This is a genomic window from Ruegeria sp. YTSC004, assembly GCF_059609805.1.
Genome location: NZ_JBXWMJ010000005.1, coordinates 1 through 18,655, shown reverse-complemented (window position 1 = coordinate 18,655; position 18,655 = coordinate 1). Strand labels below are relative to the sequence as shown.

Sequence of the window (18,655 nt, the reverse complement as noted above, 5' to 3'; positions counted from 1 at the left end):
AAGTGAACTACTTCACTGAAACAGCACCGTCGATGGCGCATAAAGTATTCATACCGGTTGTGAAGTCGGGTCGGTCTCGAAAAAGTCGAAAGTTTTTTTAGTCCGTTTTGTTTTAAGTGGTATTCGAGGGGGCGAGACCAGACCCTGAAATCCAACCAGTTAGGGCCGCTGTCAGAAATGACAGCGGCCCGCTTAATTTTATGGCCTTTTGGACCTCAGGCTGCGCTGATCGCCTGAACCGCTTTCTCGACGGCCATCCGCGTCTGATCCAGGTCTGCTTGGGTCACGGCCAAAGACGGATAGAGTTTGCCGGGGGCTTTGAAAATCCCATGTGCGCGCAGCGAATCGTTGTAGATGGCGTTACGGCGGGGGTCGTCATGTTTGGCGCTGCGGTAGTCACGACAGTCCGTATCGGTGAAATAGATGTCGAACAGGGTTTCGTCCCCGCAGATCTGATGCGGGATGCCGGCCCCGGTCAGCGCATCCATCTGCATCTGCTGAAGCTCGGCACCGATTTCACGCAGACGGTCATACATGCCATCGCGCCGCAAAACCTCCATGGTCTTCAAACCGGCAGCCGAAGCGACCGGATTGCCGGACAAGGTCCCCAACTGCATCAGCCAGCCTTCCTCGCCCACTTTCGCTTTGTCGAAATGCTGCATGATCTCGGCGCTTGCGCCCAGCGCCGCCAACGGGAAGCCGCCGCCGATGATTTTGCCCAAGGTGCAGATATCGGGCGTCACGCCATATTTCTCTTGCGCACCGCCATAGGCCAAACGGAATCCGGTGACGATTTCATCGAAAATCAACAGGACATTGTGTTTATCGCAGAGATCGCGCAATCCCTGAAGGTATCCGGGTGCCGGAGGGACAATTCGTTGCAACGGCTCAACCATGATCGCGGCAACGTCATCATGCTCGGCCAGTAGATTGGCCACCGCATCAAGATCATTGAAGGGCGCGATCAGCATCTGTTCGGCCACACTGTCGGGAATGCCCGCGCTGTCCGGGACAGCTTGGGGGAAGTTGACGTGGCGGCTGGGGGCCAGGCTCATCTGTGCCTCGGCGCTCATCCCATGATAGCCGCCTTCGAACTTCAGGATCTTGCTGCGGCCAGTATAGGCACGGGCCAGACGGATGGCGTACATATCCGCCTCACCACCCGCAGCGACAAAGCGGACCTGCTCGCAACACGGCACCGCGTCAACAATCGCTTCGGCCAGTTCGATACCCCGCGCGTTGTTGGCAAAGAAGGTCATGCCCTTAGGCAGTTGTTCCAACACGGCTTCCATGACCTCGGGATGACCATGGCCCAGCAACATCGGACCCGAACCGATTAGGTAGTCCACATATTCATTGCCATCCTCATCCCAGACCCGGCTGCCTTCGCCGCGCGCGATGACGATACCGGGGTCGAAATTACCAAACCCACCGGCGGGCAGTACCTCATTCGCGCGGGCGATCCATTCGGTTTGGGTGTTGATTTTCAGCATCTCAAACGATCTCCAATACTGGTGGGCCAAGAACCTCTGGGTCCGGCACAACACCTAACCCCGGTCCTTCGGGCGGGGCAATCCGGCCGTTTTCACGGTTTGGTGCGTCGGGGCAAATGCGAGGCGCCACATAAGATGACAGGTCGCAGGTGTTCATCAGCGACCCGTGCGGGGTCGAGGCCGCAAAATGCAGCGATGCAGCGGTGACAATATCCGAGCCCCAGGTACATTCGGCGCAGATCTCGGCCCCGAAATGCACGGTCAGATCGCGCGCCCGGCGCATGGCCGACAAACCGCCGAACTTCGACAGTTTCAAAGCGACAGCATCCATGCAGCCCAGCTCATATGCGCGCCGCAGCGACGCCAGATCATGGGCGTTCTCGTCTATCTTCATAGGTAAGCCGGTGGCCCGTCGAACCGCGGCACAATCCTCCAGCGTTTTGCAGGGCTGTTCCAGCATCACATCCAAGTGCGCCACCGCCCGGCCCGTTCTCGTGGCGTGCAGGCGTGATGCACCGCAATTCCAGTCGCCATAGACCAAAGGCCCCGGTCCCACGGCCTCACGCACTTTGGTCAAACGCTCGGCGTCGGCCTGCCAGTCGCCTTCGACCCCCAGCTTGACCTGAAACTGGCGAATGCCGGTCTGGAAAGCCGTCTTGGCGATCCGTGCCATGTCATCTGGCGCGATGCAAGTGATCGAGTGATACAGCGGCATGTCCTTCCGCGTCCGCCCACCCAGCAACGCATAGACCGGCTGGCCCGTTGCCTGCCCGAACAAATCCCAAAGCGCGATGTCGACTATGGACTTGGCATAGCGATGTCCCTGCAGGAAACCTTCCAGCTTACGCATTGGCGCGTCCACCCCGTAAGGGGATATGCCCAAGATCTCGGGACCCATCTCAGCAATCGCGCTTGGCACTCCGCCCGCAAAAGCTGGCAGGTAATGCGGGATCGGACAGACCTCGCCCCAACCTTGTGGGCCCGTATCCGTCTCAAGGCTCAGGATATGAGAGATCACGGTCGCACAGGTCTTACCCTCGGCCATATGATAGGTCTCGTGGCTGGTAAGGTCGACGGACCAAAGCGTTATCTTGGTGATCTTCACTGGTAGACCCCGACAGGATCGCCCAACGCATTCTCGGCAGGTTGCACGCCAAGTCCCGGCGTTTCCGGCAAGTGCAGGTGGCCGTCGATATTGCGGGGGCCTCGCCCGCCAGCAACATCGACGGTGATCATGTCCTGGCACGCCCAGACGGCGTGGCAATTTTCATCCGGAATTGTCGCCGCCAGATGCAGCGCCTCGGTATCGGCCAGAACCGAACCACCGGTGGCCATCACGAACATGTCGATTCCATGCGCCAACGCGATGTCCCGCATCCGCGCCGCCTTAGTCAGGCCGCCGACGCGGTTCAGTTTTATTCCGAACACCTCAGCCAACCCTTCGTGGGCAATGCGGGCGGCATCTTGCAGGGTCACAAGACTTTCATCCACTGAAACGGGTGAGGCGTGGCGGCCCGAGATCGCGGCGATATCGTCCAGCGACTCGCAGGGCTGTTCAAACATCACATTCAGGTCCTCACAGGCGCTCATCACCCGCAGGGCTTGCTGCCGCGTCCAGCCACGGTTGACGTCATAAAGGACGATCTCACCGGGGCGTCGGATGCTTTCCACGTCACGGACGCGCGCAATGTCGCGTTCTACATCTCCACCGATTTTGACCGAATGCGCAACGTAGCCGCGGCTGCGATAGCGCTCCATCACTTCACGCGTTTCTTCGACGGTCTTCGCTCCGACCGACGAGGCAATCGGGCGCGGCGTGCGAGACCCGCCGCCCATCAGATCGGCGATCGGCAGGCCCGCCGCCTGACCCGCAATATCCCAGCAAGCCATATCAATGGGGCTTTTGGCATAAAGATGGCCAGGCAGAGCGATATCCATCGCCCGTTCGACGTCCAGCACCCGTCGCGGATCAAGGCCCAGAATGAACGGTGCCATCGTTTCAATCCCGGCGCGAATACCCGGACCGTGGGCTGGAACATAAGTGTGGCCCCACGGGGTACCCTCGCCCCAACCGGTCAGACCTGAATCGGTTTCGACTTTGACCAACGTTGCATCCAGCACTTCGAACTTCAGCCGGCCACCAGACAACCAGTAGGGATGCTCAAGCGGTAGGTCGACATGGTAGACTGAAAGACGAGTGATTTTCATTTCAGTTCCACTTCAACAAAGGTCATCGGCGCGGACGCGGCATTGATCACGTTGTGTTCGACACCCTCGTCGCGACGATAAGTTACTCCTGCAGCAACCGTTACTTCATTGACCGATCCATCGGGCAGTTCCAGCCGCATATGGCAATCGGTTATGGCGGTGATGACGTAGTCCATTGCGTGGCGATGCCATCCCGTTTCGGCCCCTGGTGCAAAGTCAAATCGCGTCACACGCACGCGGGCGTCATCAATCATCTGAGTGGCTTCGGCTTGCGGTCTCATAGACGGAACTCCTCAATCGGGATACTGGGCCATTTCGCAACACAGGCATGCCCACATTGGGATGGCCAGATAGGTATCGGAATGGTTTTCATGCCGCATCCATTTGTGGCAAGTCGTTCAATCCTTGTCCTCGCCACAGAACGAAAGCCAGAATTGGCTCGTCGGTTGTTGTCATGGCGTGGCTTTGCCAGCTGCAGTGATGTCGTGTCTGATTGAGGCCGACGTAAGTCTCGTCTTCTTCGACGCGGAACATCGCCCCACCGCCTACGATCAGATAGAGTTCTTCGGCCTGATGGCTGTGCCAATCATAATTCAGGCCCGCCCCCCAGTAGGCGACGTAGCCCCGCATTTGGGTCGAATGGAAATGCCCGGTCGGACCGAATAGCTCGTAATAGCCATAGCGACTAAGGAAATCGGCGCCGACCTCTTCCTCCGTATAGGTGTGTTTCCACTGCGCCAGATGTGCGGTTGCCCTGATCGCGTCTGAAAGGGATCGCGTTGCGTGCCCGGTCGCGAAGTCAGTTTGCTGAATCAGTTCGACGGCAGGGATTTGGTTTGGCTCCTGATCCGTTGGCGTCAGGTCATCAGGCCAGGCTCCGAATTCTGAAAGCTCAGGATGTGATTGATGCATCTGTCGGGCAGCTTCGAGAACGTCGTCCATCGTCATGGGATCACCACGATGTTGCCGGTGTGCTGCTTGGTAATGAAAGCGGCTTGCGCTTCGCGCAACTCTTCCAGCGGAAATGTCGCGGCCAGGGCGGGCTTGATCTCACCGGCCTCGATATACTGAACGATGTTACGCATCACCTGCGGATCAATCACGGTAGAGCCGGTGAAGGTCAGGTCACGCAGGTAGAATGTGCGCAGGTCAAATTCGACCATGGGCCCGGCAATCGCGCCCGAGCAGGTGTACCGCCCGCCGCGCTCCAGAACGTCGGTCAGGTTGGGCCAGTAGGGGCCACCAACCACATCGGCTACAACGGTGACCTTTTCATCGCCAAGTGCAGCGCGCAGATTTTCCGGGGCACGAGACAAGATTTTGTCGGCACCCAGTTCGGCAACGTCTTCGTGTTTGGCATCCGACGCCATCGCGATCACCCGTGCACCCCGGCGTTTGGCCAGTTGAACCAAGGCACCGCCCACCCCGCCCGAGGCTCCGGGCACCAGAACCGTGTCGGCGTCGGTGACGTTGGCGCGGGTCAGCATGCCCTCGGCGGTCGAATAGGAACACGAGAACGTGGCCAGTTCGGCATCCGACAGGTCGGACCGGATCGGCACCGCGTTAACCGCCAGGGTCGTGGCGTATTCAGCGAACCCACCGTCCCGTTCCGAGCCAAAATAGCCGGTTTTGTCCTTATTGCCCGGATCAGACGGGTCGCGCAGCCATCCATCGGTGATGACGCGTTGACCGATCAGCCCGGGGTCGACGCCTTTTCCCACGGCGACGACTTCCCCGCAGATATCAGCCCCTTGGATCCGGGGAAAAGTGATGGGCGCGCCGCCCCAGGTAGGATCCTCGTCACTGACTTCCTCGAACGCGTCGCCTGTCGTCGCATCGGTCACGGTTTTTGAGTACCAGCCGGATCGCGTGTTGACGTCGGTATTGTTAAGCCCGCAGGCTGCGACCTTGATCAACACCTCGCCGGCCGCGGGATCCGGGCGCGGCCAGTCTTTGTGCAGCACCATTTGCTCCAAGCCGCCATGGCCCATCGTGACCATGGCCTTCATTTTGTCAGGCAAGCTCACTATGCAGTCTCCAAAATAGCGTCGGTGCGGGGCAGCAGGCTTTGCGGATCATAGGCTGGTTCGCCCAGAACATAGGCCGCGCGGGGTTGGCCATGAATCACGACCTGTAACTCGGTGCCAGGGGCAGCAGCCTCGGGTTTGATGTACGCAAAGGCCAGGATCTTGCCGACCGTGTGCCCATAGACGACCGAGGCTGTTGAACCCACGACACGACTATCCAGCATCACCGCTTCTCCACCGTGGCCATCAATTTCACCATCCGGCTCAATTTTGAGATAGGCACACACCCACGGCAAGTCAGTGTTCAGGGTTTTGTCTTTGCCCAGATACTCTTTGTCCGTACGCGCAAAGCGCAGCACATCAGCCTCGGCCAAGGTGACCTCGTTGGTCAGCTCGCCCGCGCCCTTGAACCCCTTCTCCATCCGCATCACATTCATGGCAAAGCTGCCATAGTCGGTGATGCCATGCGCCTCACCCGCGGCCCAAAGCGCGTTGTAGACGTCAAGACAGGCGGCATTGGGCATGTGAAGTTCCCATCCCAGCTCACCTGCATAGGACATGCGGAAGGCCCAGACCTTGTGGCCTGCGATGGTGATCTCCTGCGCGGACAGCCAGCGGAACCCGGCATTGGTCAGATTGGCATCGGTGCAGCGGGACAGTACGTCGCGTGACCGGGGACCGTTCAGCGACAAGGCCGACCAGTCGGTGGACATCGCGGTAATCTGTACATCCTCACCGGCACGCTCGTGTGCCAGATGATCCAGTAGGCGCTGTTCAAAGAAGGCCGCACAGACCAGGTAGAAGCGGTCCTCGGCCTTGCGGACAATCGTCGTTTCCAATTCGATCCGCCCGCGTCGGTTCAACATATGGGTCAGCGTGATCGAGCCCACCTTTTGCGGCATCCGATTGGCGGTCAACCGGTCCAGCAGGGCGTGGGCGTCTGGACCCGAAACCTCGACCTTGGTGAAAGCGGTGACATCCATGATGCCGACCTGTTCGCGCACCGCATTGACTTCAGCCGCGACCATGTCGTCTGCCGGTGTGCGGCGGAAGGAGTAGTGATCGTGCTGCTCAACCCCATCCCGCGCGAACCAGCGGGGGCGTTCGAACCCATAGACCTCTTCATGCACCGCGCCTTTGGAGTTCAGCAGCTCATACAGCGGCGATGGCTTGATCGGGCGGCCTTCCAGACGATTGAAATGCGGGAAAGGGATTTCATGGCGCAGGCAGTAGTCTTCCTCGGCCTTGATCACCTGCCAATCCTTGGTGGCATACGCCCCAAACCGGCGCGGGTCGAATTCGCGCATCGAGATATCGGCCGCCCCATGCACCATCCAGCGCGCCAGTTCGCGGGTCAGACCTGGCCCCCAGCCGATGCCGATCTGCGTCCCGCAACAACACCAATAGTTCCGAACACCCGGCGCTGGCCCGATCAGCGGGTTGCCGTCGGGCGGGTGCGAAATCGCCCCATGCACGTCACGTTGAATGCCCAGATCAGCAAAGATCGGCATCCGGTTCAGGCTTTCTTCAAGCCAGGGTATCACCCGGTCGTAATCCGCATCGAACAGCCAGTTCTCGTATTCCCAGGGGCAATGATCATGCCAGACCGAGTTCGGGTTTTCTTTTTCGTAAATCCCGATCAGGCCGCGCTGCTGCTCCATCCGGATGTAGCCCGAGACCTTGCGGTCATCGCGGATCACGGGCAGTTCCTTGTCCAGATTCTGGAAGTCGGGCACCGGCTCGGTCACGAAGTAATGGTGGGTCATCGAGGTCATGGGCAGTTGCAGCCCCGACCATTCGCCCATCTGACGGGCATAGGTGCCGCCAGCGTTCACCACATGCTCACAAGTTATGGTGCCCTGTGCGGTCTCTACCACCCACTCGCCATTCTCGGCCTGCGTAATGTTGGTGGCGCGACAGTTGCGGAAGATGCGTACACCCTTTTGCCGCGCTCCAGTTGCCATTGCCATGGTGACGTTGGTCGGGTCCACATGCCCGTCATCAGGCGTGTGCAGTGCACCCAACACGCCTTCGAGATTGTAGAACGGGTGCAGTTCGGCCACCTTTTCAGGTCCGACCAGCTCAATGTTGAACCCCAGCGACCGGCCCACAGACAGGGTGTGACGCAACCAGTCCATCTCGTCCTCGGTATAGGCCAGACGGAACGATCCGCAGCCATGCCACGTCACCGGCTGGCCGGTTTCGGCCTCTAGCTGGCCAGAATACAAGCTGATGTTGTAGTCGACGCATTTACCCAACCCAAAACTGGACGTCGAATGCGTGATCTGCCCAGCGGCGTGCCAGGTGCTGCCGCTGGTCAGCTCGGCCTTTTCAAGCAGGACGGTGTCGTCGCCCCATCCTTCATGCGCCAGATGATAGGCCAGACCGACTCCCATGACACCTCCGCCCACGATCACCACGCGGGCATGCGACGGCAGATTCTTCTCGGACATGATTTTTCCTCTTCCCGAGTCGCGTTTCTGCTCGACAGGCTAATTCCACAAATGTACCATCGTCAATCATGAATGACACAAATGTATCATCAACTGTTCTGGATCGCCTGTCCGAGGAATGGGACGCCCTTACGCCCGAAGCGCAGAAGGCCGCGCGTTACGTGCTGGAAAACCCAACCGATGTTGGAGTTTCTACCGTGCGAGAGATCGCCGAGGCGGCGAAAGTCAAACCCAACACGTTTGTCCGCATGGCGCGGCAGGTGGGGTTCGAGGGCTACGAAGATTTTCGCGCCCCGTTCCGGGATGCGATCCGGCAGGGACGAGTGTCATTTCCTGATCGCGCCCGCTGGTTGCAGGACATCGGCAAGTCAGGGGAACTGGGCGGCCTCTATGCCGATATGATCGGCGCCGCGATCCGCAATATCGAAGAAACCTTTGCCGGGATTGACGCCGCAAGCCTGAAGGCCGCCGCCGAGGATATCTGGAACTGCCGCCAGATTTTCACACTGGGTGTGGGCGTCAACAATTCGAACGCACGCAATTTCACCTATCTGGCTTCAACCGGCATGAAACAGTTCCACGCTATCCCGCGTCCCGGCTCTACTCCGGTGGATGATCTGGCATGGGCTGACCAGCAGGACGTACTGATCGCCATCACCTGCCATCCCTACCGCACCGAAGTGATCGACGCGATCAAACTGGCGCGCCAACAGGGAATGACCGTCATCGGCATTTCAGACAGCCCGGCCAGCCCGGTGATCCTGAACGCACAACACGGTTTTGTCGTTGCCGCCGACACACCACAGTTCTTTCCGTCCTCGGTTTCGACCATCGCCTTGCTGGAAACGCTGCTGTCCTTTGTGATTGCCGTTTCCAGCGATGAGATCGTCGAGCGGGTAGAACGATTTCACCAACGCCGCCACCAGCTTGGCCTCTACGCGGAGGAACCCGAATGAACGCACCTCTGACGCATTCACTGGACGCCCGGTATTACACTGACCCAGCGATCTTCGAGCAAGAGATGCAGGGATTACTGGCCCGAACGTGGCAATTTGCAGGTCACGTCGCCCAGGTGCGCGAGACAGGGGATTACTTCGCCTTCGAGATTGCTGGACAGAACCTTTTTTGCATTCGCGGCCGCGACGGGGAAATCCGAACATTCTACAATGTGTGTCAGCACCGCGCGCATGAAATGGTGACGGGCGCAGGCAACACTCGAGTCGTGGTCTGCCCCTATCATGCCTGGACTTATGAGCTGTCCGGTCAATTGCGCGCCGGGCCGAACATCAAATCTGTACCCGGCTTTGACCGCAGCGCCATCTGCTTGACCTCGGTTCGGACCGAGGTGTTCAACGGATTCATCTTCGTCAATCTCGACGATGACGCCGCGCCGATGGATGAATGGTACCCCGGCGTGCGCGAGGAAATCCGCGCCTTTGTCCCTCATATTGACGATCTGGAACCGCTGGAATGGGTCGAAATCCCGGAAAACTGCAATTGGAAAGTCAGTATCGAGAATTACTCGGAGTGTTATCACTGCCCGACCAACCACCCGACCTTTGCCGAAGGAGTGGTCAAACCTGAGACCTATGACATCCAACCCGATGCAGGCGGCGGTTACGTGCTGCGTCATACGACCGAATGCCAAAGCCTCGACAAGATGACCTACCCGATCGACCTTTCGGTGCCGCATGCCGGCGACTACCAGTCATGGTTCCTGTGGCCGATGTTCTCGTTCCAGTGCTACCCGGGCAATGTGCTCAACACCTATCACTGGCGCGCCATTGATGCCGATCACTGCACCGTCTGGCGCGGCTGGTACACCGAGGGCGGCTCGGAAAGTGCGGTGATCCGGCAACTGGCTGTACAGGACCGTGAAACCACAGTCGAGGAAGACATCCATCTGGTTGAAAGCGTCCATCGCGGCCTGAAATCCCGCGGCTACCGCCCCGGTCCGCTGGTGCTGGACCCGGGTTGTGGTGTGATGTCGGAACACTCGATTGCCCGTTTGCAGCAATGGATGCGCGAGGCGGTGGACTAGTGATGAGGTGACCCGCCCATGCTGATGCCTGAAGACTGGCGCCCCGAACACAAGCTGTTTCCCTATCAGGTCGGCTTTACCAGCCCGCCCTTCGACTTTGACGCGGCGCCGTCGGATTTTCTGCGCATGTGCCCTGAAACGGTCGGTGTGCATGGCTGGATGCTGCACGTCCCGAACTACGTGCACGGGTTGAACCAGCGGAAACAGAACTTTGGCATGCTCGAGGATTTCGTCCATTGTATGTCCCGCAACGGCGTCGATGTTTGCGGGCAGGTCGGTTCGAACTGGGTCCACGCCTGTGGGTTAGGCGTCGAAGGGGTCCGGCAGCATTGCGCGGATCTGTCGGACAAGTACGGCACACAGTTCCACATGGCCGGTTACGCCATGGTCGAAGCGCTGCGCGAGATGAATGTTGAAAAGGTCGCCCTGAACGCGGCCTACCACTGGCCTGAATGGTGGCAGGGCACAGTCGGGTTTCTGAAAGAAGCCGGGTTCGACGTGCTTTACGCCGGAAATTTCCATGATCAGGGATGGTTCAGCAGCCAGGAGGAGGTCAATTCCTACCGCTGGGTTTTTGACGGTGATATCGCGATGAAAAGCTTCGAATACGTGGCCGAGCAGGCCCCGCAGGCCGATGCGATCCTGATCAACGGCATGTGCAATTTCCGCACCGGGCCGAATGGCCTGCCACAGCGCCCCCTGCATCTGGCGGATACGCTTGAGGCCGCGCTTGGCAAACCGGTGATCGGTCATGACATCGCGCTGTACTGGCGTATCTTCAAATCCCTCAGCCTCGCACCAGAAACACCGCACGGAGAACTTCTGGGGCGGCTATAAACTTCACTTCAAAGGATCATCGACATGAACAAAGTCCTCGCGCTCTGGGCGGTGCCCCGCTCTACGTCCACTGCTTTTGAATGGATGATGCGGCAGCGCGGGGATCTGGACTGTCTGCACGAACCCTTTGGCGAGGCGTGGTATCAGGGCGAAGACCCGCTGTGGCACAGGTTCAAACCGGGGGATGTGACGACGCCGGGCCTAACACTGGAGACAGTGTGGTCCGACATTCAGGCTCGTGCGCAGAAGAGGCCTGTCTTCATCAAGGACTTCCCGCATTACATCAATCACATATGGAATGCCGAGTTCCTGTCGAACTTCAACCACGCCTTCCTGATCCGCGACCCGGCAAAAACGATCACCTCGATGTACAAACAATGGCCCGACTTCGCCGAAGGTGAAGTCGGCTTTCCTGAACAGCGTGCCCTGTTCGATCTGGTTACTGCCCTGAACGGCACGCCTCCACCGGTCATCGACAGTGATGACCTGCTGGAAAACCCGCACGCCATGACCGAACGGTTTTGCGACGCGGTCGGTATTTCGTTTCTGGAAGAAGCGCTGAGTTGGGAACCCGGTGGCGACCCTTCCGCCCATTCTTGGTGGGATGGCGGGTCGTTCCACGCCAATCTGGCCAATTCGACGGGGTTGGCTCCGCAACCCCGCAAACATATCTCGATCTCGGACGCGCCGGATCGGGTCAAACAGGTGTACCGCCGGATGAAACCCCACTACGACCACCTGTATAAACATCGCCTGACGGGCTGATACACCGGAGAGAAGACATGGCAGACATTTTTGACGAGGACCTGTTTCTGAAAGGCCTTGAACAGCGCAAGAGCACGCTGGGCGCGGAATACGTGGAAAAGAATTTGGCGGCAGCGGATGACTTTACCCGTCCGTTCCAAGAGGCAATGACCGCCTGGTGCTGGGGATTTGGCTGGGGCGATGACGTGATCGACGCCAAGACGCGGTCGATGATGAACCTGTCCATGATCGGCGCGTTGGGGAAAATGCATGAATGGGAAATCCACTGCAAAGGCGCGATCAACAACGGCGTCTCGCCCGAGGAAATCCGAGCCATCATCCACGTGATTGGCATCTACTGTGGTGTCCCACAAGCGCTGGAGTGTTTCCGCGTTGCCCGCAAGGTACTGGGCCACACCTGACCCGGTGACCGTCTTATCCAAAAAAGCGGCCGCTGGGGCCGCTTTTATTCATGCCTTGTACGTCGTGCTTATTCGAGTGACACCCACAGCACTTTCGCATCTTCCTCACTGGTCGAAATGCACCCGTGCCCCATCCCGCTGTCATAATAAAGCGAGTCACCAGCCTTCATCGGCAGCGGGCGGTAATGCTCTGACACAAAAATCAGCTCTCCGCTGATGACATACATGAACTCTTCGCCCGTATGCCGAATCCAGTTTTCGAACTCTGACAGGTCGCGGGCTTTGATTGTCGCGATATAAGGCAGCATCCGCTTGCTGGTCAGCTCGGGACACAGCAATTCGTGCAAATAGGTCGGTGTGCTTTTTATCTCGCCTTCACCTTTCGGAGTAAAGTCGCGCCTTCCCGAAATCCCCGATTGCCCGGACTGCAGAAACAGCTGCGGCGTGCTCATATCCAGCGCCTGCGTCAGCCTGCGCACGATGTCGAAACTTGGCCGCGTCTGGTTGTTTTCGATCTTCGATAAAGTGGACCGACCGATTCCCGCCGCGCGTCCGGCTTCCTCCAAAGTCCAGCCTTTTGCACGTCGCGCATCGCGGATGGAACGCCCCAGAACCTCACCTTCGTCCTGATCTTCCGGTGAGGAAACATCACCGCGCGTCTCGTCGCCCATAAAAATCTCCCTGTTTTACCAGAGGTTACAGATTTCCCTCAAACCACACAACTTCACAAATGTGAGATATATGTTGCTTTAACTGCACGAATTCCACTATTGGAAACAAAATTTCGTACTGAGGATTCGGTGCCTGAGGAGGAAACCATGTTCAAAACGTCGCTTACCGAAGCAGATCCGGTGGTCGCTGCGTCAATTGCGCGAGAAGGCAAACGTCAGGCTGAACAGATCGAATTGATCGCGTCCGAGAATATTGTCTCGCAAGCTGTGATCGACGCACAGGGGTCAGTCCTGACCAACAAATACGCCGAAGGCTATCCAGGCCGTCGCTACTATGGCGGATGCGAATTTGTAGACGAAGTTGAATCCGAGGCCATCGACCGTCTGAAACAGTTGTTCGGCTGCGAATACGCAAACGTTCAGCCGCATTCGGGCGCGCAGGCCAACGGCGCCGTCAAATTGGCCCTGCTCAGCCCCGGCGACACGATCTTGGGCATGTCACTGGATGCAGGTGGCCACCTGACGCACGGTGCCAAACCAGCACAATCCGGCAAGTGGTTCCGCCCGGTTCAGTACGGCCTGACCGATGCCGGTCTGATTGACTATGATCAGGTCGAAGAATTGGCAAAAGCCGAAAAGCCGCAACTGATCATCGCAGGCGCGTCCGCCTATTCACAAAAGATCGATTTTGCACGCTTCCGCGCCATTGCGGATGAGGTTGGCGCTTGGCTTCTGGCAGACATGGCCCATATCGCTGGTCTGGTCGCCACGGGTCTGCACCCTTCGCCCGTCGGCCACGCACATATCGTGACATCGACCACACATAAAACCCTGCGCGGTCCGCGCGGTGGGATCATCCTGACCAATGACGAAGCATTGGCGAAAAAGATCAATTCCGCCGTGTTCCCCGGCCTTCAGGGCGGCCCCCTCATGCACGTGATCGCCGGCAAAGCCGTCGCATTTGGCGAAGCGCTGAAGCCAGACTTTAAGAGCTACATGCAGCGCGTCGTGGACAGCGCCTCTGCGCTGGCAAACGTTATGATGGCACGGGGATGTGACATCGTTTCGGGTGGCACCGAAAACCACCTGATGCTGGTCGACCTGCGCCCGCTGGGCGTGACAGGCAAAGACGCAGAAGCCGCGTTGGAGCGTGCCGGGTTCACCTGCAACAAAAACAGCGTGCCGGGCGATCCGGAAAAACCTACCGTGACCAGCGGCATCCGTTTGGGAACCGCTGCAGGCTGCAGCCGCGGCTTTGGACCGGAAGAGTTCAAACAGATTGGTCACCTGATCGGTGATGTGCTGGACGCTCTGGCCCAGTCGCCGGAAGGCGACGCGACGATCGAAGCCGAAACCCGCGAAAAAGTCCGCGCGCTTTGCGCCAGCTATCCGATCTACTGAAAGACCACGAAATGAGCATCTACGACCTAATCGTCATCGGGGGCGGACCCGGCGGATACGTTGCAGCGATCCGCGCTGCACAGCTGGGACTGAAAGTGGCTTGCGTTGAAGGCCGCGGTTCGCTTGGCGGAACCTGTCTGAATGTGGGGTGCATACCCTCCAAAGCGTTGCTGACCTCCTCGGCCAAATATGCCGAGCTTGCACATCTCTCCTCCCATGGCATTGCTGTCGAGGGGGCCAGCATCGATCTGAGCTCGATGATGGGTCGCAAGGACAAGATCGTCGGCGATCTGACCAAGGGCATTGCGTTTCTGTTCAAGAAAAACGGCGTCGATCTGATCGAGGGCTGGGCCAGTATCCCCTCTGACGGGCAGGTCAAAGTTGGCGACGATGTTTATGAAGCCAAAAACATCCTGATCGCCACCGGTTCCGAGCCAACCCCGCTGAACGGGATCGAGATTGACGAGCAGGACATCCTGAGCTCGACCGGAGCAATCGCGTTGGACGCTGTACCCGAGCATCTGGTTGTCGTCGGTGCCGGGGTTATCGGGTTGGAGCTTGGGCAGGTCTGGTCCCGTTTGGGTGCAAAGGTCACGGTTGTCGAATATCTGGATCGCATTCTGCCCGGAATTGACGGCGAGATCGCGAAACTTGCGCAGCGTGCTCTGTCAAAGCGCGGCCTGAAGTTCCAACTGGGACGCGCCCTAAAAACCATCGACAAGACCAACGTTGGACTGACGCTGAAATTGGACCGGGTCGGCAAAGACAAGGAAGAGGTGATCGAGGCTGACAAGGTCCTGATCGCCGTCGGACGCCGCCCCGTAACGCGCGGGCTTGGGTTGGAAGATCTGGGGATAGCCCTCGACCCGCGCGGCTTTATTCAGGTGGACAGGTCGTTCCGCACCTCGGTTCCCGGCATCTATGCGATCGGCGATTGTGTCCCCGGCCCGATGCTTGCCCACAAGGCCGAAGAAGACGGCGTCGCCTGTGTCGAGATGCTGGCAGGTGAAGCCGGTCATGTGGATTACAACACCGTTCCGGGCGTTGTGTATACTGACCCCGAAGTCGCCTCGGTCGGTTTGACCGAGGAAGCACTGAAAGAGGCTGGCACCGAATATTCGGTTGGCAAGTTTGCCTTCATGGCCAACTCACGTGCGCGCTCGACCGGTGAGACGGACGGTGCCGTCAAAGTACTGGCCGACCCAAATGGCAATATCCTGGGCGCGCATATCTGCGGCGCACATGGCGGTGACCTGATCGCCGAGCTGGTTCTGGCCATGACCAAGGGCGCAACCGTCGGCGAAGTCGCCTCAACCTGTCATGCGCATCCGGCAATGGGCGAGGCCGTCAAGGAAGCCTGCCTCGACGCCATGGGCCGAGCAATCCACGCCTGAGAGGGAACAGCCAGATGACCATCCAGCTTCGCACCCGCCACCCGGAAAAGGCCAAGAAGGCCGACAGTGTCATCCCGCGAAAGCCGAAGTGGATTCGCAAGAAAAAGATCGACGGGCCCGAATATTACGAGACCCGTCGCCTGATGCGCGACCACAATCTGGCAACGGTCTGCGAAGAGGCCGCCTGCCCCAATATTGGCGAATGCTGGTCCAAGCGCCACGCCACCATGATGATCATGGGCGAGGTCTGCACGCGCGGCTGTTCCTTCTGCAACGTTTCCACCGGTCGCCCAGATGCGCTGGACGTGTTTGAACCGGGCCGCGTCGCGGCAGCTGTGAAGAAGCTGGCCTTGCGCCATGTGGTCATTACATCCGTCGACCGCGACGATCTGGCGGATGGCGGAGCCGAACATATCGCCCAGACAATCCGCGCTGTCCGTCATCAAAACCCCGAAACCACGGTCGAGGTTTTGACCCCCGACTTTCTGGGCAAAGGCACTGCTGCAGATGTGGTGTTCGATGCTGCCCCGGATGTGTTCAACCACAATCTGGAAACCGTCCCGCACCTGTATCCGACGGTGCGCCCCGGCGCGCGCTACTACTCATCTCTGCGCCTATTGGACGATGCGAAACGCGCCAACCCCGAGATTTTCACTAAATCCGGCCTGATGGTTGGGCTGGGCGAAAGCCTGAACGACGTTCGACAGGTGATGGACGACCTGCGCGCCGCACAGGTCGATTTTCTGACCGTGGGTCAGTACCTGCAGCCGACACCAAAACACCACCCGATTGACCGGTTCTGGTCACCGGAGGAGTTCGCCCAACTGGAACAGATCGCAAGGTCCAAGGGCTTTTTGCATGTGTCGGCGACGCCGCTGACACGTTCCTCGTTCCACGCCGACGAAGATTTTGCCGCCCTCAAGCAGGCCCGCCAGCGGGCCATCGCCAACGGGGCATAAACCAAACGCAAATGGGAGGGAAACCATGGAAGCGTTAAATTCAATCGTAGGAGCCATCAATGGCGTCGTATGGGGGCCGCTAATGCTGGTCCTCATCCTTGGCGTCGGCTTCTTTCTGCAGGTAGGGCTAAAATTCATGCCGATCCTGCGCATTGGCACAGGCTTCAAGCTTTTGTTTGCAGGCCGTGAGGGTCAGGGCGATGGACAAATCAGCCCGTTCAACGCGCTGATGACTTCGCTGTCGGCGACCATCGGTACGGGTAACATCGCCGGTGTGGCCACTGCTGTCTTCCTGGGCGGTCCGGGCGCCTTGTTCTGGATGTGGATGACCGCCCTGGTGGGCATGGCCACCAAATATGCCGAGGCTGTCTGCGCGGTGAAATACCGTGAAAAAGACGAGCTCGGTAACTTTGTTGGCGGCCCGATGTACTACATCAAAAACGGCCTCGGCGCAAAATGGGCCTGGCTGGGCGTAGCATTTGCCCTGTTCGGCGCAATCGCGGCCTTCGGCATCGGTAACGGCGTACAAGCCAACGGTGTTGCTCAGGTTCTGGAATCGAACTTCGGCGTGAACACCTCGGTCACTGGCGTTGTTCTGATGGTGCTGACCGCAGCCGTTATTCTGGGTGGCATTACCCGCATCGGTGCGGTTGCCGGTAAATTGGTTCCGGCCATGGCAATTGCCTACATCATCGCCGGCCTGCTGGTTCTGATCATCAACATTGGCGAGATTGGCAACGCGCTGTCGCTGGTCTTCACCTATGCCTTCACTCCTTCGGCGGCCGAAGGTGGTTTCGCAGGTGCAGCCGTATGGGCCGCGATCCGCTTTGGTGTGGCACGGGGCGTGTTCTCGAACGAAGCCGGTCTGGGTTCGGCTCCGATTGCACACGCAGCAGCCGAGACCAAAGGTCCGGTCAACCAGGGCCTGATCGCGATGCTCGGTACGTTCATCGACACCATCATCGTCTGCTCGATCACTGGTCTGGCGATCATTTCGACAGGCGCATGGACCTCGGGTGAATCGGGCGCTGCCCTGACCTCACTGGCATTTGCGACCTCTCTGCCGGGCGGCGGTCACTTGATCGCAATCGCGCTGTCGATCTTTGCCTTCACCACCATCCTGGGTTGGTCGTTCTATGGCGAGAAATGCGTCGAGTTCCTGCTGGGTGTCAAATCCCTGCTCCCCTACCGCATCCTGTGGATCGTCGCGATCTACTTCGGCGCAACTGCGGATCTGGGCTTTGTCTGGCTGTTGGCGGATACGCTGAACGCCATGATGGCCATCCCGAACCTGATCGCCCTGGCCCTGTTGAGCCCGATCGTCTTCAAACTGACGAAAGAGTTCTTTGCCTCGGGTGGCAAGTCCGAAGAACCGGGCGGAACACCTGCCGAGTAATACGGCCCCAAAAGAAAACGGGGGGGGGCCGCGTCGGCCCCCCGCATTCAAACAGAATTCCATATCTCGAGGAGAGACGTGATGGCCACGAAAATCCTGCTGCCTATTGACCACACTGACGAACGCTCGTGGAAATTGGCCCTGCCGACCGCATTGGAACAAGCAAAGTTCTACGGTGCTGAACTGCATGCGGTTGCCGTCATTCCCGAGATCATCCAGCTGCCGAACCTGCCCGCCAACTATGGCGCCGGTGCCAAAGAGCACGTGCGTAATGCGGTTCAGGCCGTTCTGGATCATGCCAATGCCTCCGACGTTGCAATTCACATCGAAGAAGGCAGCGTCTACCGCGAAATCCTGAAGCTGGCCTACAAGGACGGCTTTGATCTGATCGTCATGGCGTCGACCAAAGGCGATTTCCCGAATTATGAAATTGGCCCGAACCTCGCCCGTGTCGTACGCAACGCGCATTGCACCGTCATGGTCGTTCGTGACCAATCTCGCTGATTGAAAGGTTGAGGAAATGACCGATTTAAAACGCACCCCCTTGTATGACTTGCACGTTGAGTTGGGGGGTAAGCTTGTTGATTTTGCTGGTTGGGAGATGCCTGT

18 protein-coding genes are annotated in these 18,655 nt (G+C 58.8%); 10 read left to right on the top strand and 8 right to left on the bottom strand.

The genetic code is table 11. From position 1 onward, the window contains the following. Window positions 1-215 precede the first annotated feature (215 nt). The 7 genes from AC2FFP_RS10505 to AC2FFP_RS10475 form a co-directional block, all read right to left on the bottom strand. Window positions 216-1,493 carry an aspartate aminotransferase family protein gene (locus tag AC2FFP_RS10505; protein WP_496767716.1) on the bottom strand — a complete coding sequence of 426 codons (1,278 nt, stop codon included), beginning with the start codon at window positions 1,491-1,493 and terminating at the stop codon, window positions 216-218. A 1-nt stretch (window position 1,494) separates the two neighbouring features. Then, entirely contained in the window at window positions 1,495-2,598 is a 1,104-nt protein-coding gene (locus AC2FFP_RS10500; protein ID WP_496767718.1) for a mandelate racemase/muconate lactonizing enzyme family protein, read from the bottom strand. Further along, the gene (locus tag AC2FFP_RS10495) at window positions 2,595-3,701 is read right to left on the bottom strand and encodes a mandelate racemase/muconate lactonizing enzyme family protein (protein ID WP_496881017.1); all 1,107 of its coding nucleotides are present in this window, start codon (window positions 3,699-3,701) and stop codon (window positions 2,595-2,597) included. The genes AC2FFP_RS10500 and AC2FFP_RS10495 overlap by 4 nt, the downstream gene beginning before the upstream one ends. After that, the gene (locus tag AC2FFP_RS10490) at window positions 3,698-3,982 is read right to left on the bottom strand and encodes a cupin domain-containing protein (RefSeq protein WP_496844504.1); all 285 of its coding nucleotides are present in this window, start codon (window positions 3,980-3,982) and stop codon (window positions 3,698-3,700) included. Before AC2FFP_RS10490 ends, AC2FFP_RS10495 begins: the two co-directional genes overlap by 4 nt. 88 nt (window positions 3,983-4,070) lie before the next feature. Further along, on the bottom strand, window positions 4,071-4,649 hold the full coding sequence (locus AC2FFP_RS10485) for a dimethylsulfonioproprionate lyase family protein (protein ID WP_496844503.1): 579 nt from the start codon (window positions 4,647-4,649) through the stop codon (window positions 4,071-4,073). Continuing rightward, window positions 4,646-5,710 (bottom strand): alcohol dehydrogenase family protein, encoded by a 1,065-nt coding sequence (locus tag AC2FFP_RS10480; protein WP_496881073.1) that lies wholly within the window; start codon window positions 5,708-5,710, stop codon window positions 4,646-4,648. The genes AC2FFP_RS10485 and AC2FFP_RS10480 overlap by 4 nt, the downstream gene beginning before the upstream one ends. Window positions 5,711-5,727: 17 nt before the next feature. Continuing rightward, window positions 5,728-8,181 carry an FAD-dependent oxidoreductase gene (locus AC2FFP_RS10475; protein ID WP_496881016.1) on the bottom strand — a complete coding sequence of 818 codons (2,454 nt, stop codon included), beginning with the start codon at window positions 8,179-8,181 and terminating at the stop codon, window positions 5,728-5,730. Between the two features lie 68 nt (window positions 8,182-8,249). Here AC2FFP_RS10475 and AC2FFP_RS10470 point away from each other — a divergent pair, with 68 nt between their 5' ends. From AC2FFP_RS10470 to AC2FFP_RS10450, 5 genes are read left to right on the top strand one after another with little or no spacing between them, the layout of a single operon-like run. Next, entirely contained in the window at window positions 8,250-9,137 is an 888-nt protein-coding gene (locus AC2FFP_RS10470) for a MurR/RpiR family transcriptional regulator (protein ID WP_496767733.1), read from the top strand. Continuing rightward, window positions 9,134-10,222, top strand: coding sequence for an aromatic ring-hydroxylating oxygenase subunit alpha (locus tag AC2FFP_RS10465; protein WP_496844499.1), 1,089 nt, complete (start codon window positions 9,134-9,136; stop codon window positions 10,220-10,222). The genes AC2FFP_RS10470 and AC2FFP_RS10465 overlap by 4 nt, the downstream gene beginning before the upstream one ends. Window positions 10,223-10,240: 18 nt before the next feature. Then, entirely contained in the window at window positions 10,241-11,059 is an 819-nt protein-coding gene (locus AC2FFP_RS10460; protein WP_496881015.1) for a hypothetical protein, read from the top strand. A gap of 24 nt (window positions 11,060-11,083) precedes the next feature. Then, the gene (locus tag AC2FFP_RS10455) at window positions 11,084-11,824 is read left to right on the top strand and encodes a sulfotransferase-like domain-containing protein (protein WP_496881014.1); all 741 of its coding nucleotides are present in this window, start codon (window positions 11,084-11,086) and stop codon (window positions 11,822-11,824) included. A 17-nt stretch (window positions 11,825-11,841) separates the two neighbouring features. Continuing rightward, window positions 11,842-12,225, top strand: a complete 384-nt coding sequence (locus AC2FFP_RS10450; protein WP_496881013.1) for a carboxymuconolactone decarboxylase family protein — start codon at window positions 11,842-11,844, stop codon at window positions 12,223-12,225. A 68-nt stretch (window positions 12,226-12,293) separates the two neighbouring features. On the opposite strand, the gene AC2FFP_RS10445 is transcribed toward AC2FFP_RS10450, so the two are convergent. Then, a complete protein-coding gene (locus AC2FFP_RS10445; protein WP_058273647.1) occupies window positions 12,294-12,896 on the bottom strand; it encodes a helix-turn-helix domain-containing protein in 603 nt (200 codons plus the stop codon). Window positions 12,897-13,043: 147 nt separating this feature from the next. Here AC2FFP_RS10445 and glyA point away from each other — a divergent pair, with 147 nt between their 5' ends. The 5 genes from glyA (at window position 13,044) to AC2FFP_RS10420 (ending at window position 18,550) form a co-directional block, all read left to right on the top strand. Further along, window positions 13,044-14,297, top strand: coding sequence for a serine hydroxymethyltransferase (glyA, locus tag AC2FFP_RS10440; RefSeq protein WP_496767743.1), 1,254 nt, complete (start codon window positions 13,044-13,046; stop codon window positions 14,295-14,297). An 11-nt stretch (window positions 14,298-14,308) separates the two neighbouring features. Beyond that, window positions 14,309-15,691: a dihydrolipoyl dehydrogenase gene (gene lpdA, locus AC2FFP_RS10435; RefSeq protein ID WP_496881012.1), complete on the top strand. Its 1,383-nt coding sequence runs from the start codon at window positions 14,309-14,311 to the stop codon at window positions 15,689-15,691. A gap of 14 nt (window positions 15,692-15,705) precedes the next feature. Next, window positions 15,706-16,650 carry a lipoyl synthase gene (lipA, locus tag AC2FFP_RS10430; RefSeq protein WP_496767747.1) on the top strand — a complete coding sequence of 315 codons (945 nt, stop codon included), beginning with the start codon at window positions 15,706-15,708 and terminating at the stop codon, window positions 16,648-16,650. Between the two features lie 25 nt (window positions 16,651-16,675). Next, window positions 16,676-18,046 carry an alanine/glycine:cation symporter family protein gene (locus AC2FFP_RS10425; RefSeq protein ID WP_170415306.1) on the top strand — a complete coding sequence of 457 codons (1,371 nt, stop codon included), beginning with the start codon at window positions 16,676-16,678 and terminating at the stop codon, window positions 18,044-18,046. A gap of 81 nt (window positions 18,047-18,127) precedes the next feature. Beyond that, window positions 18,128-18,550, top strand: coding sequence for a universal stress protein (locus AC2FFP_RS10420; protein WP_496767749.1), 423 nt, complete (start codon window positions 18,128-18,130; stop codon window positions 18,548-18,550). The last annotated feature ends 105 nt before the right edge of the window (window positions 18,551-18,655 follow it).

Excerpts from the sequence above, each read along its gene's own strand:
- AC2FFP_RS10505 (WP_496767716.1), bottom strand. The coding sequence starts at position 1,493 with ATGCTGAAAATCAACACCCAAACCGAATGGATCGCCCGCGCGAATGAG.
- AC2FFP_RS10495 (WP_496881017.1), bottom strand. The coding sequence starts at position 3,701 with ATGAAAATCACTCGTCTTTCAGTCTACCATGTCGACCTACCGCTTGAG.
- AC2FFP_RS10490 (WP_496844504.1), bottom strand. The coding sequence starts at position 3,982 with ATGAGACCGCAAGCCGAAGCCACTCAGATGATTGATGACGCCCGCGTG.
- AC2FFP_RS10485 (WP_496844503.1), bottom strand. The coding sequence starts at position 4,649 with ATGACGATGGACGACGTTCTCGAAGCTGCCCGACAGATGCATCAATCA.
- AC2FFP_RS10480 (WP_496881073.1), bottom strand. The coding sequence starts at position 5,710 with ATGAAGGCCATGGTCACGATGGGCCATGGCGGCTTGGAGCAAATGGTG.
- AC2FFP_RS10475 (WP_496881016.1), bottom strand. The coding sequence starts at position 8,181 with ATGTCCGAGAAGAATCTGCCGTCGCATGCCCGCGTGGTGATCGTGGGC.
- AC2FFP_RS10470 (WP_496767733.1), top strand. The coding sequence starts at position 8,250 with ATGAATGACACAAATGTATCATCAACTGTTCTGGATCGCCTGTCCGAG.
- AC2FFP_RS10465 (WP_496844499.1), top strand. The coding sequence starts at position 9,134 with ATGAACGCACCTCTGACGCATTCACTGGACGCCCGGTATTACACTGAC.
- AC2FFP_RS10460 (WP_496881015.1), top strand. The coding sequence starts at position 10,241 with ATGCTGATGCCTGAAGACTGGCGCCCCGAACACAAGCTGTTTCCCTAT.
- AC2FFP_RS10455 (WP_496881014.1), top strand. The coding sequence starts at position 11,084 with ATGAACAAAGTCCTCGCGCTCTGGGCGGTGCCCCGCTCTACGTCCACT.
- AC2FFP_RS10450 (WP_496881013.1), top strand. The coding sequence starts at position 11,842 with ATGGCAGACATTTTTGACGAGGACCTGTTTCTGAAAGGCCTTGAACAG.
- AC2FFP_RS10445 (WP_058273647.1), bottom strand. The coding sequence starts at position 12,896 with ATGGGCGACGAGACGCGCGGTGATGTTTCCTCACCGGAAGATCAGGAC.
- glyA (WP_496767743.1), top strand. The coding sequence starts at position 13,044 with ATGTTCAAAACGTCGCTTACCGAAGCAGATCCGGTGGTCGCTGCGTCA.
- lpdA (WP_496881012.1), top strand. The coding sequence starts at position 14,309 with ATGAGCATCTACGACCTAATCGTCATCGGGGGCGGACCCGGCGGATAC.
- lipA (WP_496767747.1), top strand. The coding sequence starts at position 15,706 with ATGACCATCCAGCTTCGCACCCGCCACCCGGAAAAGGCCAAGAAGGCC.
- AC2FFP_RS10425 (WP_170415306.1), top strand. The coding sequence starts at position 16,676 with ATGGAAGCGTTAAATTCAATCGTAGGAGCCATCAATGGCGTCGTATGG.
- AC2FFP_RS10420 (WP_496767749.1), top strand. The coding sequence starts at position 18,128 with ATGGCCACGAAAATCCTGCTGCCTATTGACCACACTGACGAACGCTCG.